This is a genomic window from Streptomyces sp. NPDC102258, from assembly GCF_055584685.1.
In genome coordinates this window covers 17,005-30,572 of record NZ_JBVJLO010000035.1, presented here as the reverse complement: position 1 = coordinate 30,572, position 13,568 = coordinate 17,005, and the positions used below count along the sequence as shown (strand labels likewise).

Annotated in this window: 13 protein-coding genes; 4 read left to right on the top strand and 9 right to left on the bottom strand. The window is 73.5% G+C overall.

Annotation, left to right across the window (positions count from 1 at the left end; genetic code table 11):
- Positions 1-188: 188 nt before the first annotated feature.
- The 3 genes from ACZ6ZT_RS33545 (at position 189) to ACZ6ZT_RS33535 (ending at position 1,459) form a co-directional block, all read left to right on the top strand.
- Complete coding sequence (locus ACZ6ZT_RS33545; RefSeq protein ID WP_469724131.1) at positions 189-623, top strand: Hsp20/alpha crystallin family protein; 435 nt, start codon at positions 189-191, stop codon at positions 621-623.
- 108 nt (positions 624-731) lie between these two features.
- Positions 732-1,127 (top strand): DUF2267 domain-containing protein, encoded by a 396-nt coding sequence (locus ACZ6ZT_RS33540; RefSeq protein ID WP_469724130.1) that lies wholly within the window; start codon positions 732-734, stop codon positions 1,125-1,127.
- A gap of 101 nt (positions 1,128-1,228) precedes the next feature.
- Positions 1,229-1,459: a DUF6480 family protein gene (locus tag ACZ6ZT_RS33535; protein ID WP_469724129.1), complete on the top strand. Its 231-nt coding sequence runs from the start codon at positions 1,229-1,231 to the stop codon at positions 1,457-1,459.
- Positions 1,460-1,507: 48 nt separating this feature from the next.
- On the opposite strand, the gene ACZ6ZT_RS33530 is transcribed toward ACZ6ZT_RS33535, so the two are convergent.
- On the bottom strand, positions 1,508-1,864 hold the full coding sequence (locus ACZ6ZT_RS33530) for a DUF6247 family protein (protein WP_469724128.1): 357 nt from the start codon (positions 1,862-1,864) through the stop codon (positions 1,508-1,510).
- A 319-nt stretch (positions 1,865-2,183) separates the two neighbouring features.
- Here ACZ6ZT_RS33530 and ACZ6ZT_RS33525 point away from each other — a divergent pair, with 319 nt between their 5' ends.
- The gene (locus ACZ6ZT_RS33525; RefSeq protein WP_469724127.1) at positions 2,184-3,254 is read left to right on the top strand and encodes a LacI family DNA-binding transcriptional regulator; all 1,071 of its coding nucleotides are present in this window, start codon (positions 2,184-2,186) and stop codon (positions 3,252-3,254) included.
- Here the strand turns inward: ACZ6ZT_RS33525 and ACZ6ZT_RS33520 are convergent.
- From ACZ6ZT_RS33520 to ACZ6ZT_RS33485, 8 genes are all read right to left on the bottom strand, one after another.
- Positions 3,238-3,948: a sulfite exporter TauE/SafE family protein gene (locus ACZ6ZT_RS33520; RefSeq protein ID WP_469724126.1), complete on the bottom strand. Its 711-nt coding sequence runs from the start codon at positions 3,946-3,948 to the stop codon at positions 3,238-3,240. The two genes, ACZ6ZT_RS33525 and ACZ6ZT_RS33520, sit on opposite strands and share 17 nt — an antisense overlap.
- A complete protein-coding gene (locus ACZ6ZT_RS33515; RefSeq protein ID WP_469724125.1) occupies positions 3,945-5,336 on the bottom strand; it encodes an amidohydrolase family protein in 1,392 nt (463 codons plus the stop codon). Before ACZ6ZT_RS33515 ends, ACZ6ZT_RS33520 begins: the two co-directional genes overlap by 4 nt.
- Positions 5,333-6,733 (bottom strand): uracil-xanthine permease family protein, encoded by a 1,401-nt coding sequence (locus ACZ6ZT_RS33510; RefSeq protein ID WP_469724123.1) that lies wholly within the window; start codon positions 6,731-6,733, stop codon positions 5,333-5,335. The genes ACZ6ZT_RS33515 and ACZ6ZT_RS33510 overlap by 4 nt, the downstream gene beginning before the upstream one ends.
- Before the next feature lie 215 nt (positions 6,734-6,948).
- A complete protein-coding gene (locus ACZ6ZT_RS33505; protein WP_469724122.1) occupies positions 6,949-7,926 on the bottom strand; it encodes a zinc-binding dehydrogenase in 978 nt (325 codons plus the stop codon).
- A gap of 100 nt (positions 7,927-8,026) precedes the next feature.
- Positions 8,027-8,611: a TetR/AcrR family transcriptional regulator gene (locus ACZ6ZT_RS33500; RefSeq protein ID WP_469724121.1), complete on the bottom strand. Its 585-nt coding sequence runs from the start codon at positions 8,609-8,611 to the stop codon at positions 8,027-8,029.
- A 148-nt stretch (positions 8,612-8,759) separates the two neighbouring features.
- Positions 8,760-9,413 carry a hypothetical protein gene (locus ACZ6ZT_RS33495; RefSeq protein WP_469724120.1) on the bottom strand — a complete coding sequence of 218 codons (654 nt, stop codon included), beginning with the start codon at positions 9,411-9,413 and terminating at the stop codon, positions 8,760-8,762.
- An 88-nt stretch (positions 9,414-9,501) separates the two neighbouring features.
- Complete coding sequence (locus ACZ6ZT_RS33490; protein WP_469724119.1) at positions 9,502-10,626, bottom strand: alpha/beta hydrolase; 1,125 nt, start codon at positions 10,624-10,626, stop codon at positions 9,502-9,504.
- A 180-nt stretch (positions 10,627-10,806) separates the two neighbouring features.
- Entirely contained in the window at positions 10,807-13,437 is a 2,631-nt protein-coding gene (locus ACZ6ZT_RS33485; protein WP_469724118.1) for a helix-turn-helix transcriptional regulator, read from the bottom strand.
- Positions 13,438-13,568: the final 131 nt, after the last annotated feature.

Here is a 13,568-nt window from a genome sequence, read left to right as displayed (position 1 = left end):
CGCATACGCGAGACGCCCGCCGTGACCATCCCGGCCGGGCGTCTTCGCGTACCCGGTGCGCACATGTCCGGTGGCACGTCATCCAATGGCTGACGAAGAGGTTGTCATCCTTTCGACGACATGCTACAACGGGAGCACGTTGAAGCGCATTGGCAGTTACTGCCCGAACCAACTGGAGGTGTTTCGCGATGTTGATGCGCACCGACCCGTTCCGCGAGCTGGACCGGATCACCCAGCAGCTCATGGGCACGACCGGGACCTGGTCGAAGCCGTCCGTGATGCCCATGGACGCCTACCGTGAGGGCGAGGACTACGTGATCGCCTTCGACCTGCCGGGCGTCACCGCGGACGCGATCGACATCGATGTGGAGCGCAACCAGCTGACGGTCAAGGCCGAACGCCGCCCCACCGCCAAGGCCGAGAACGTGCAGATGGAGCTCTCCGAGCGGCCGCTGGGCGTCTTCTCCCGCCAGGTCATGCTGGCCGACACCCTCGACACCGAGCGGATCGAGGCCACGTACGAGGCCGGCGTCCTGACCCTGCGCATCCCGATCGCCGAGCGCGCGAAGCCGCGCAAGGTCAGCATCAACGCCGACGGCGGCCGCAAGCAGCTCTCCGGCTGACCGCCCCCACCACCCGGCGGCGCGGGACGGACCTCTCCCCTTCCCCCGGCGGTCCGTCCCGCACCGCCGCCCTTCCCTTCGCTCAGCCCGTAAGGGAGGTACCAGACGATGACCCTGCGCTGGGAAGCGTTCCTCGGCCAGGTCCAGGAGCGCGGTGAGTACGGATCCCTCGAAGAGGCGGACCGGGCGGCCCGGACGGTCCTGGCCCTCCTCGGCGCCCACCTCATCGGTGCCGAGCGGGCCGAACTGGCCGCGCGGCTGCCCGAGGCCTACGCGCTGATCCTCCTCGCCCCCCTCCAGGCCGCCGAGCCCCTCACCCCGGAGCGGTTCGTCCGCGCGACCCAGGCGTGGATCGAGGGCTCCTCGCACGCGACCGCCCTGTGGGACGTCAACGCGGTCCTCAGCGTCGTCGCCGAAGCCGCCGGCGAGGACCTCACCCGAAGCCTCCTGCTGCAACTCCCACCCGGCTACGACCTGCTCTTCGGCCTCCCCGAGCCCTCATGACGCCGCCGCACCGCGTAGCGGGAGCCGGGGCGGGTAGGCGCCGGGCGTGATGCCCGGGCTCCGCATGCCCGCAGGGCCCGCCAGCCAAGGAGGGCAGAACCATGACCGGACAGTTCCCGGAGCCGGGGGAGCCCAGGCCCGGCGCTCCCGGCGCCCCGGCCGGCGTACCGCCGGAGGAGACCCCGCCCGGCGAAAGCAGCACCGGCTCGGGCGCGGGCCCGTACCGCCCCCTGACACCCGGCTGGGGCAAGGGACCGCTCGTCCTCATCTGCCTGCTGGCCGTGGTCGTCGCCCTGTTCTTCCTCGCCTACGCCGTGATGCTGAACGTCTGAGCGGACGTGATCTGGCGGGCGGGTGTCGGCGGATACACTGCCCGTCGCTCAGAGTTCCCCGCCGTGCGGGAGGCCCGCCTCGGCGGCTGCCTTGTCGAGGATTCGGCCGATTTCCGTGGCGATGGTCCGGGCCTCCGCCGGGTCGGTGACGAGCGTGGCCCGGGCTTCCAGTCGGCGCAGGCGGGTGGCCTGGTCCGGGTGGCGTTCGATCGCCACCTGGAGAGCCCACTGGCGCAGGAACCTCCGTAGCGGCGCCGAGTCGGCCTGCTGCCGGGCGCGTGCCACCGCCGTGGTGTGTTCGGCGTCGAAGGTGGGCACGGCGTCCGGGGCGATCCGCGCCAGGGCCGCGCGGAGTTCCCCGACCGTCGGCGCGGGCTGCGGCACGCCCCCGGCGGCGGCGTTCATGCCGCTCCCCGGGGGCGCTGGGCTTCCGGGGGCCGCGGGCAGCTCGTCATGCCCCGACCCTGCCCGACCCGCCCCGCCGACGCAACCGTGCTTGACACCCGTCGGCGGAGGTCAGCAGCCGGCGTTGGACGGGCCGAAGAACTCGATCTCCGCGATGGCCACCTGTTTGTCGGCGGCGGCCGCGTGATCCCAGGGCCCGCCCGCCCTCTGATCCAGCGTCAGCCGACGCATGGTGACCGGGCCGTCCGCGTCGGGGAAGATGGCGGGGTCAGCCGTAGCAGGGACAGCCGTAGTACAGACATGGGGAGTGTGCGCGTCGATGACGCCGTCCGGTCTTGGGCCCAAGCCTCCGACGATCGCCGATGTGGCGCGGGTCGCCGGGGTGTCGCGTACGACGGTGTCGCACGCCCTCAACGGGCTCGGAAAGGTCGATCCGCGGACCCGCGAGAGGATCAAGCAGGTCGCCGCCGAACTGGGCTACCGGCCCAACCTGCGCGCGCAGCGGCTGCGGCGCGGGCAGGCCAAGGCCATCGCGCTGGCCTCCTCCATGCCCTTCGCCGTCGCCGGCGGCACCTCACGGCTCGGGTTCTACATGGAGATCGCCGCCGCGGCCGCCGAGAGCGCGCTCCTGCACGACTACGCCCTCGTCCTGGTGCCGCCCGTACGCTCCGGATCCGGGCTGCACTCCGTCGACATCGACGGAGCCATCGTCGTCGAACCGGACGTGGACGATCCGGCGGTGGCGCAGCTGCGCGAGCGCGGACTGCCGTACGTGGCGCTCGGCCGGCCCGTGTCCCCGCGCGAGCAGGCTCCGTACGTGGACCTGCGCGGCGGACTCGTCACCGAGATGCTGCTCGCGCACCTCCACCAGCAGGGCGCCCGGCGGCCCGCACTGCTGATCGGCTCCGGCGAACGGCACTCCTCCGTCGACGCGCGCGCCGCGTACGAGCGGATGGCCGCGCGGTACGGGTGGACGCCGGTGGTGGCCACCGCGTCCGAGGAGGGCGGGGAGCGGGCCGGCTACGAGCGGTGCGCGGCGCTGCTGGCCGAGCACCCCGAGACCGACGCGGTGTGCGCGCTGGTCGACGTGTTCGCGGTGGGGGCGGTCCGGGCGATCCGGGAGAGCGGCCGGACCGTACCGGGTGACGTCATGGTCGTCACCCGGTACGACGGGCTGCGCGCCCGGACCTGCGATCCGCTGCTGACCGCCGTCGACCTGCACCTGGACCGGGCGGCGGCCGACGCGGTGGAACTGCTGCTCGGGCGGCTGGCGGGCGGGGCGGCGGACCCCGCCGCGGTGGCCGCCCCGCCCCCGCCGCGGCTGGTGGTACGGGCGTCCTCGCTGCGGACCGGCCCGCCGGCGGCCGCGCCCGTCACACCCCCAGCATGAGGACGCACCCGGAGACCAGGGCGAACACCAGGACGAACAGCCGCGTCCTGCGGGCGTCGAGCCGGTGGTGGACCAGCCGGCTCAGCCAGGCCCCGGCGGCCGTCGCGGGCAGGAGCAGCAGGACCGGCCCCAGGTCATGCGGGCTGCCCTTGCCCGTGGCGAACAGCAGCAGCAGCGAGGCCACTTCCCCGATGAGGAAGCAGACCGCGACGGTCGCCCGGAGTTCGGCGGGCGGCCGGTGCTGGTACACGAGGGCGAGCGGCGGGCCGCCCACCCCGGTCGCGGTCTCCGTCAGCCCGGTCACCGCGCCCGCCCCGACGTAGGCGAGCCGCCCGGGGGTGAAGGCGGGCGCGGCCAGGCTGACCACCGCCGCGAGGACGGTGGCGACGCCGACGAACAGGCCGATGCTGCGGTCCGGGATCAGCCAGAGCAGCGCGAGCCCGCCGGGGGTGGCGGCGAGCCGGGCGGCGGTGATCCAGCCGGCGCCCCGCAGGTCGAGGGCGGCCCGCTCGCGCCAGGCGACGTACAGGTTCAGCGGGATCATCGAGGCGAGCACGAACACCGGGAGCAGGCCCGGATCGAGGATCCCGGCGACGGGCGCCACGATCAGGGCGAAACCGAGGCCGCTGCTGCCCTGGACGAAGGCGGCCACGGCGACCGTGACGGCGAGGACGGCGAGGGTGTCGGCGCTCATCGGGCGGTGCTGCGTTCGCGGGCGGCGGTGGAGGTGGGGTGGGTCCGGGTGATGGGCGCCCGTGCCACCGCGGCGCGCGCCAGGGCGGTGGCCCTGGTGACCAGCGCCGGGCCGTCCCAGCCGGTGGGCAGACCCTGCCACAGGCGCAGCCGGCCCGCGACGAACACGGCGCTGATCTGGTCGCGGTTGCCGCGCCGGACGAGCTCCCAGGGCAGGTCCCAGGAGAGCGCGAGTTCCGGGTTGGTGACGTCGACGAGGAGGAAGTCGGCCGCCAGGCCCGCCGCGATCGTGCCGGTACGGTCGCCGAGGCCGACCGCGTCGGCGCCGCCCCGCGTGGCGTGCTCCAGCCAGGTCCAGCCGGCGCCGCAGGAGGAGTCGCCGGTGGCGAGGCCGTACGCGAGGCGCTGGGCGAACTCGGCCGCCTCGGCGAGCCGGAAGCCGTCGCCGCGCGTGCCGTCGGTGCCGAGTCCGAAGCGGATCCCGCGCTCGGCCATCGCGGCGGCCGGGGCCACGGCGTTGCCCTTCCAGGCGCTCGCCACCGGGTTGTAGCTGACGGCGGCGCCGGTGTCGGCGAGCAGGGTCAGCTCGCGCGGGGTCAGCAGGGTGGCGTGCGCGGCGAGCAGCTGCGGGCCGAGCGCGCCGATCTCGTACAGGTGCTCCAGCGGGCGCAGGCCGTGCCGTACGAGGGAACGCTCGACGCCGGCCAGGTGCTCGTTGACGTGGATCTGGACGGTCGCCCCGGCCTCCGCGGCCAGGCGGGCGGTGCGCCGCAGGGTGGCGGTGGTGGCGGCCTCGGGGATGGAGACGGCGAGGGAGGCGTGGACGAGCGCGTCGCCGTCGTAGCGGGCCAGGTGCGCCTCCTCCCGCCGCGCCGCGCCGGGGTCGGCCCCGGGTTCCACGTCGTCGCACACCAGCCCCAGTACGCAGCGGATGCCGGCGTCGCGGACGGCGCGGGCCACCACGTCGACGTCCACGCCGGTGCGGTTGCCCGCGTCGGTGACGGTGGTGAAGCCGCCGCGCAGGGCTTCGAGCGCCGCCAGCTTCGCCGCCGTGTACGCCGATTCCTCGTCCAGCGCCCCTTCCAGCGGCACCCAGACCCGGCGGAAGATCTCCGACGGCTCCCCGTAGGCGAGGGCCGAGCCGAAGGTCTGGGTGAGGTGGTGGTGGGCGTCGACGAAGCCGGGCATCAGGAGGTGCCCGGGGAGCCGTACGGGATCGAGGTGGGGGTGGGCGCGCTGGAGCTCGGCCGCGTCGCCGACGGCTGCGAAGGACCCGTCGGCGACGACGACGGCCAGCCCCGCGGCCGGGCCTTCGGGCAGCAGGACGGCGTCCGGCAGGAGGAGGAACGGGCCGGGCCCGTCGAGGAGTTCACGGCTGAAACGGTTCATCGGTTGCTGTTGTCGCTTTCCGTACGGGCGGCGGCCACGCGCGCGGCGATGGCGGGCCTGAGGTGGTGGAAGAGGAGGTTGAGCACGACGGCCACGACCGCGCCGACCGCGACCCCGCTCTCCAGGAGGATCCGGAGGTTGGGCGGGAAGCCCGCGTAGACGCCGGGGATGAGGATGGGCAGCAGGCCGAACGCGAGGGCGACGGCGCAGACGAAGGTCTGGGTGTGCTCGTCGAGGTCGCAGCGGCCGAGCATCTGCACGCCCAGCACGGTGATGACGGCGAAGACGACCATGGCGGTGCCGCCGATGACGGCGGACGGGATGACGCTGATGGCGCGGGTGACCGGCGCGAGGAAGCCGATGACGATGAGGAAGACGCCGGCGGCGGCGGTGACGTAGCGGCTGCGTACGCCGGTGACCCGGACGATCCCGATGTTCTCGCCGCTCGTCACCATGAGCGGCAGGCCGAAGAACCCGCCGACGACGGAGGTGAGGGCGTCGCCGCGGATGGTCTTGGGGACGGCGGTGCGCCGGTCGATGTCCCTGCCGACGGCCTCGGCGTTGATGACGGTCTGGCCGGTGGCCTCCGCCATGGAGGCGAGGCTGTAGAGCATCAGCGGCAGCGCGGCGAGCAGGTCGAACCGGGGCGAGCCGAAGGGCAGCGGCTGCGGCACGTTGAACAGAGCGCCACCGGCCACGCCGCCGAAGTGGACGGCGCCGAGCACGGCGGCGAGCACGGTGCCGGCGAGCAGGCCCAGCATGACGGCGAGCTGGCGCAGGACGCCGGTGGACAGCAGGTAGAAGAGCACGGTGAAGCCGATGGTGGCCATGCCGAGCCCGAGGTTCATCGGGTCGGCGAACCCGGGCTCGCCGGGGCGGCCGGTGACGAGCACGGCGCCGACCTTCACCAGGTTGACGCCGACGATGACGATCATCGTGCCGATGACGAGGGCGGGGAAGAAGGCCAGCAGCCGCGAGAAGAGGGGCAGGACGACGAAGGTGAACACGGCGGTGAGGACGACCGCGCCGGCGGCGGTGGGCAGGCCGTGCTGCTGGGCGATGGCGAGGAAGAGGATGAGCGGCGCGCCGCCCGGCAGCATCACGAAGGGCAGCCGGGGCCCGAACTTCCAGGGTCCGAGCGACTGGATCAGCGAACCGACGCCGGAAAGCACGAAGGCGGCGGAGAGCAGGTCGACGGTCAGGGCCGGCCCGAGCCGGAGGGTGGCGCTCATCAGGAAGATCGCCGAGATCGGCGTGGCGGCCATGACGAGGACGTGCTGCATGCCGAACAGCAGGATCCGCCCGATCGGCCGCGCCTCGTCGACGGGATGGACGGGGGTGGCGGCGGGCGCGGGAGGCTGTGGCGTACCGGTGAGGGTCTGGCGGGGACTTGACACGTTCGAGCTCCGATCGGCGTTCGACACGCTGGGGTTCAGCCGCGATCCAGCCCTGGACGGAGAGCCAAATCGATTTGGCCAAATCGATTTGGCCGCCAGTATGTGAGGCCCCCGGACCCCCGTCAAGGGTTCGCACACCAGGCGAGACGCACGGGGGCCGGCCGTCGGGCACCGGTGGCCCTGACCGCCGCCACCGGTGCCCCGCCCTCCCGGGGTCAGACCACGACGGTCATCTTGCCCAGCGCCTCACCCGCCTCCATGACCCGGTGGGCTTCGACGATCTGGTCGAAACGGAAGGTCCGCGCCGGCCCCGCCGGCAGGGCTCCCGACTCGACCTTGGCGTAGATGGCGTCCAAGGGCACGTCGGCCAGCGGGAATTCGGGGCCGCCCAGGACGAAGGCGCTGCCGAAGAAGCTCAGCTGCACACCGGAAGGGAGGTCGGTGAGCGGATCGAAGTCGCGCACCGGATCGAAACCCCCGAGGAAGCCGAGCTGGCAGACCCGGCCGCGGAGGCGGACCGTGGCCAGGGAGTCGCGCAGGACGCTGTTGCCGACGAGATCGAAGACCGCGTCGACGGTGCGGCCGCTTCCCTTGACCTGCGCGGCCAGGTTGCCGTCGTCGATGAGGACCTCCTCGGCGCCCAGTTCCGCCAGGAGCGGCGCGTGCGCGGGGTTGCGGGTGGTCGCGAGTACGCGTGCGCCGTGGTCGACGGCGAGGTTGACGGCGGCCTGGCCGAGGGAGGACGTCGCTCCGCGTACGAGGACCCGCTCGCCGGCCCGCAGGCCGAGGTTGCCGAACAGCCCGTTCCACGCCGTCGCGTAGACCTCGGGGACGGCCGCCAGCTCGGCCCAGCCCAGCGAGGAGTGCACCGCCGTCACGTTCGTGGCCGGTACGGTGACCAGCTCGGCATAGCTGCCGTTCCGGGTGCGGCCCATGCCGCCGAGGATCGCCACGACCCGGGTCCCGGGGGAGAGGCGGCCGGAGGGGTCGGCCTCGACCAGCCCGGCGCATTCGATCCCCGGGACGGCCGCGACGTCCCCCCAGGCGCCGGCGCGCATGTACGCCTCGGCGTGGTTGAGGCCGAACGCCTTGACCCGGATCAGCACCTCTCCCGGCGCGGGTTCGGGGTCGGGCAGGTCGGTGATGTGCAGGACCTCGGGCGCGCCGTAGGCGGATATCACGATGGCTCTCATCGGACGGGCTCCATTCTTGAATGTCTATTCAACTACGGGGGCTGAAAAAGGGGCCACCGCGTGCGGTGGCCCGGCGGGGTCCGGATCGGACCCCGGCCTCTCAGGCGAGGACGGCGAAGGCGTTGGCGACGATGGCGCGCAGCACCGTCTCGTCGGGATTCGCCTTCCCCACGACCATCAGCCCCTGGCAGGTCGCCACCAGCAGCTTGGCGCTGCCGTCCGGTTCCACGGAGGCGCGGACCTCACCGGTGTCGCGGGCATTGCGCAGGGCCGTGGCCATGCAGTGTTCCAGGCGGGCCAGGTGGCCGCGCACCACGGCGGCGGCCTCGTCGTCCTCGGCCGCGTTCTCGATCGCGGTGTTCACCAGCAGGCAGCCCTGTCGGCCCTCCGGGCTGAGCAGATCGTCCACCAGCCCGTCGAAATAGCCGCGCAGTGCCGCCAGTGAGGCACCGGGCGCCGCCAGCTCGCCCAGCTTCTGCGGAACGACCAGCCGGGAATACCGCTCCAGCGACTTCAGGAACAGGGTGCGCTTGCCGCCGGGAAACGCACTGTAGAGACTGCCGGGTTTCACCCCGGTCGCCTTCACCAGATCCTCGATGGACGTGGCCCGGTAGCCCTGCCACCAGAAGCGCAGCATGGCCTGGTCCAGCACGGCGTCGGGCTCGAACTCACGGGGGCGGGGCATGCCACGAAAATACATGAGTGGTCATTCAAGAACAAGGCCGCGGTGACGGCGCGTCCCTCCCCGGCGGGGACGCGCCACCACCGGGAGCCCGGCCGGTGGACCCCGGCCGGGCTCCTCCCCTCCTGCGGTGTCAGGCCTTCCTTTGGCGTCAGGCCTTCCGGCGGGACGCCTCGTAGAGCCTGGCGGTCAGTGCGGCGACCTCCTCCTGCGAGGCGCCCTCGCCACCGAGCTTCGGCTGCGCCAGGTCCATGACGTGGGCGCCGGCGACGGTGGAGTAGTCGGACCAGGCGCAGACCGGGTACCGGAAGACGGCGGTGTCCCCGCCCTTCACCGCCGCGTCCCCCTTGGGCGGGGTGACCTGCACGTCCTGGCACTTCATCAGGGCGCCCTCGAAGCCCGCGGGCTTCATCGTCCTGGCCTCTCCCACGGGCCGCAGGTCGAGCCCGCGCGCCTTCCCGTCGCGCTTGAGGCCCATTCTGCCGACGTCCGCCAAGTAGCGGTCGAGCGCCGTGGCGGGGTCGGCGTTCACGCCGTAGAAGCCGTCGAAGAGCAGTCGCCTGCCGCCGATCTCTGCCGGATCGGCGGGGTCGGCGAAGTAGGCGCCGGACACCCCACGGGCATCCTTCACCCCGAGGCGCTCGGCCTCCTCCCGCTGCCCGCCGTCCAGTTCACCGGCCGGCCCGCCCCCCGGGCCCGTCTTCTTGTAGGCGTCGACCGCTTTCGGCGTGATGAGCGCGTAGCCCCTGCTGCCGTCGGCGACCTCGCCGTTGCCCGCCCCCGCCCCCGCCCCCGCCCCCGTCACGGCCGAGTACGAGGTACGCGCTGCCCCCGATCACCACGAGGGCGGCGATCGCGCCGGCGACGACCAGGCCCGTCCACCTCCCCACCGGTCAGCCCGCCGAGGCGAAGGCGGCTTCGAGGCGGGGCACGTAGTCGGCGAAGGCCGGCGCCCAGCACCCGTAGTTGTGGCCGCCGTTGCAGCTCGGGGCCAGCGAAGCGCCGTTGCCGTAGTCCACGAGACGGCTCGGGATGCCCAGCTGGTCCAGGCGGTTCTTGACGGTGTGCGAGGCCGCCGAGGTCTTCACGTCGATGATGTCGTTGTTGCCGGTGTACAGCGTGACACCGGTACCGGAGAGCTTGGCGAGGTTGACCGGCGCGGCCGGATCGACCGCCTTCCAGACGCGGTCGGCGTCGAAGACCGGGTACGGGGAGCCGAAGATCGCGTCGCTGTCCACGTAGGGACCGTGATCGGTGCACTGGCCGGATCCGGACGAGGAACTGCTCACCGCGCACCAGGCGCCCGCGAGGTTCAGCTCGGTGGCCAGGACGGCCGCGCGGACCTCCCACGTGCCGAAGTCGATGCCTCCCGACAGGGCGGCCACCTGGCCGAACAGGTCGGGGCGCGCCTGCGCGTAGTGCAGCGAGCCGTAGCCGCCCATGGACAGTCCGACGACGGCACGGTGGGCGCGGTCGGCACGCGTACGGAGATTGGCGTCGATGAACGGGACGACCTGCTCCAGGTGGAACGTCTCCCAGTTGGCCTTCCCCGCGGCGGTGTTCTGCATCAGCCAGTCGGCGTACCAGCCCTTCAGGCCCCCGTCCGGCACCACGGTGATCATCGAGTCCGAGTGCAGCGCCGGCGCGGCCACGACGTCGTTGACGTTGCCGCCGGCACCGTGCAGGAAGTACGTGACCGGCCAGCGGCGGCCGGGGTCGGTGTCATAGGCGGCGGGGAGCAGGATGCGGATCTTGTGCTTCCCGGAGAGCTGCGGGGTGGTGACGGTGAGGGTGAAGTCGGTGGGGCTGTGCACCTCCGTCTCCCCGGGGACCAGGGTCAGGCCGTAACCGTCGCCGAAAACGGGGACGGCGGCCGGAGCACCGGCGGGAACGGCGGCGCGGACGGCGCCGGAAGCCGGCGGCGCGGCGGCCGGAGCCGCGGCGTGTGCGGCGCCGGTGCCCATCAGGGCGGTGAGCGCGCATGCCGCGCCGAATGAGGTGAGGCGCAGGGACTTCATCGGGAACCCTTCTCGAAGGGGCTCGTGGCGCGGTGGACCGCCGCGAGCCGGACGTCCCGATCCTGGTGTCCCGTACCGCCCGGCCACCAGGCCAGGCGACCGGCCATCGGTGACCGGTGGCCGCAAGGCCCGCCCTTCCGGCGGATTCCGGGGCCCGTCGGCGTCCCGCACCCCCGCCGGTTACGGGACTTCGGCCGCGGGGGGTGCGAAGGTGGCCGGTGCGAAGTCCCGGTGCCCGCGGCGGAAGGCGTGCCCGAGGTGGTGCTGCAACCGCACGTGCCGGAACTGGTACACCGCCCCGGTCTGGCGCAGCACTCCCCGCTGGTACGCGTCGTCCAGGAACCCGGCGGGATCCCAGGGCAGCCGCCCGGTCAGCGGCAGCCAGACCCGTGCGAGCACCACCCACTGGCCCCACGCGGTGAACGTGAGCACGTAGGAGGCCGCACCGCCCAGCCCGGCGAGCACGCCGATGAAGAGACCGTCCTCGACCCGCCAGTTCAGCGGCCCCATCGTGCCCTGGAGCAGACGGACGACCAGGTGCCCGCCGAAGGCGACGGCGAGGGTGAGCGCCGGGGCCAGGATCAGGAACCGCCGGGCCGCCGTCGTACGGTTCGAGGCCAGCAGGCTCACGGGCGTGGCCGCGGTGGTGACGTCGACGGGGGCTTCGAGCGTGGCCACGCACCCGAAGACGAGACCGGCGGCCGAGCCGAGGATCAGCCCGAGGACCACCATGTTGATCAGGGTGCCTTCCAGGACGCCCGGGGCGGTGAGCCGCCCCCCGGAGACCAGCACGCGCTGGAGGGTGAGGGCGCAGGCGCACCCGATGCCCATGACGGCTCCGCCGGTCAGACCCTGCCCGAACCGGAAGGCGAAGGTGCGCAGCGGGCGGCGGCCGAGACCGTCGTGCGCCGGGCGCAGGGTCAGCCGTACGCGGGACGGCTCGAAGGCGGACGCGCCGCCGGACCGGTCCGCCATCGCGTAGACGGCCCCGAAGCCGAGGCCCGCGGCGGGCCCCATGAAGCTGCCCTGCAACAGGACCGCGCCGAGGGAGAGCGGGGTGAGCAGCAGACCGGCCAGCCAGTTGCTCAAGGTGATGCTCACGGCGGTGGCCAGGAAGAAGGCCAGGGTCCGCGTCGTACGCGACAGCGAGTCGCCGAGCTGCCACCAGGCGAGGTCCTGCCGCTCGCGGTCGAGGTGGACCAGGTGGTGGGCGAGGTGGCCGAGCCAGCGTTCGGCCCGGACGGGATCCGCGTACGGCGCCCCGGGCCGCCGCCGGCCGGCCTCGTCCCGCTCCTGGGCCCGGCGGCGGTAGACCGCCGGTACGAAACCCGCCAGCAGGTGTTCGTCCAGGCTCTTCACCGACGGGAACCGGGTGGGGTCCAGGAGTTCGGCGGGATCCCGGTCCGGCGACCCGCTGTACAGGGTGCGGGCGAGGATGACCATGAGGGGCGTGGTCAGCACCGCGGCGAGGCGGGCGGGCGCCGGATCCCGGCCCGCCGTCCGAAGTTTCGCGAGCACCGCGTCCCACGGGGAGATCCCGTCGGAGCCGGCCGTGCGGGAGGTGCGGGGGAGGTAGTCGGCGAGGTCGTCGACGGTGAGGTCGGTGAGCTCGATGGCCCCGGCCCACACGAGCGGATCCCGGGCCGCCCGGACCGCTTCGGCGTACTCGTCGCGCCGGCTGGTGAGGACGCAGGGGGTAGCGGTCGCGTTGAGCGCGTCCAGGGCGTCGCGGCGCAGGCCTTCGGCGATCTCGTCGAAGCCGTCCAGGACCGGGAGGATCAGGTCGGAGTCGACCAGCGCGGCGGCCAGCGTCGTCCCGCCGGGGCTGCGGCGGGCCAGGTGCGGGTGGTCGCGCAGCAGGAGGCCGATCAGCCAGTCCCGCAGTGCGGTGGTCGACGGGTCCCACGAGCCGAGGCTGAAGATGACCGGCACGCGGTGGTGCGGGGCCGGGCCCTCCCGGAGGTCCAGGAGGTCCAGGACGAGCCGGATCGTGAGGATGGACTTGCCCGAGCCGGCCCGGCCGAGGATCACCAGCCGTCCGGAGGGGATGCGCAGGTAGACCTCGGCCATGCTGCGCAGGTCGCCGCTCAGATCCACCTCGTGCGGGGCCTCGCCCGGCCCGAGGCGCTGGATGTTCTGCGCCATGTCGGTCAGCGCGGCGGGCGCCGGCTGCCACCGTACGGGCAGCGGGAACGGGTCGTGTACGTGGCGCTGCGCCTCCTCGCGGCGCCAGCGGCGCCGGACCTCCGTGGCCAGCTCCCGCACGGCGTCGGCGAGCGCGTCGGGCAGGGGCGGCCGGGAGGGAAGGGCCTCCCGGCCCGGTCCGTCGAGGCGCCCGGGTATGGACTCGGTGGCCACGGCCGAGCCGGCCGAACCACGGGAGTCGGCCGAAGCGCCCGAGCCATCCGAGCCGCCCGAAGCATCCGAGCTACCCGAGCCGCCCGAGCCGCCCGAACCATCCGAGCCGCCCGAGCCGCCCGAAGCGTCCGAGCTACCCGAGCCGCCCGAAGCATCCGAGCCACCAGAGCCGCCCGAAGCATCCGAGCTGCCCTTAGCGCCCGAACCGCCCGAGCCTCCACCCGAACCCCCCGAGCCGGCGAGCGCCGCCGCCAGCCGCAGCCGGTCCCGCTCGTCCAGACCGAGCGCGCGGGCGAGCAGGTTCACCGTCCCCATCCGGTGGTTCGTGGACCGGCCGCTCTCCAGCCGGCGAATGGTGCGCTCGCTGACCCCGGACCGTTCGGCCATCTGCTCCTGCGTCAGGCCCGTTCCTTCGCGCAGCTCGCGCAGCAACGTCCCGAGGTCCTCTGCCATCCAGCGTCTCCCCTGCCCCACCCCGTACGAACGGCCGTGAGCCTACCCGTGGCCGCCGGTCACCAATGGCCGGGCTCCTGACCTGGGCGGCCCGCACCTTCAGGACCACCATCGTGATCGGCATCCCACCC

Coding starts and splice junctions, on each gene's coding strand:
- ACZ6ZT_RS33535 (WP_469724129.1), top strand. CDS start 1,229: ATGACCGGACAGTTCCCGGAGCCGGGGGAGCCCAGGCCCGGCGCTCCC.
- ACZ6ZT_RS33500 (WP_469724121.1), bottom strand. CDS start 8,611: ATGCCCCGCCCCCGTGAGTTCGAGCCCGACGCCGTGCTGGACCAGGCC.
- ACZ6ZT_RS33525 (WP_469724127.1), top strand. CDS start 2,184: ATGACGCCGTCCGGTCTTGGGCCCAAGCCTCCGACGATCGCCGATGTG.
- ACZ6ZT_RS33545 (WP_469724131.1), top strand. CDS start 189: ATGTTGATGCGCACCGACCCGTTCCGCGAGCTGGACCGGATCACCCAG.
- ACZ6ZT_RS33540 (WP_469724130.1), top strand. CDS start 732: ATGACCCTGCGCTGGGAAGCGTTCCTCGGCCAGGTCCAGGAGCGCGGT.
- ACZ6ZT_RS33520 (WP_469724126.1), bottom strand. CDS start 3,948: ATGAGCGCCGACACCCTCGCCGTCCTCGCCGTCACGGTCGCCGTGGCC.
- ACZ6ZT_RS33515 (WP_469724125.1), bottom strand. CDS start 5,336: ATGAACCGTTTCAGCCGTGAACTCCTCGACGGGCCCGGCCCGTTCCTC.
- ACZ6ZT_RS33485 (WP_469724118.1), bottom strand. CDS start 13,437: ATGGCAGAGGACCTCGGGACGTTGCTGCGCGAGCTGCGCGAAGGAACG.
- ACZ6ZT_RS33530 (WP_469724128.1), bottom strand. CDS start 1,864: ATGAACGCCGCCGCCGGGGGCGTGCCGCAGCCCGCGCCGACGGTCGGG.
- ACZ6ZT_RS33505 (WP_469724122.1), bottom strand. CDS start 7,926: ATGAGAGCCATCGTGATATCCGCCTACGGCGCGCCCGAGGTCCTGCAC.
- ACZ6ZT_RS33490 (WP_469724119.1), bottom strand. CDS start 10,626: ATGAAGTCCCTGCGCCTCACCTCATTCGGCGCGGCATGCGCGCTCACC.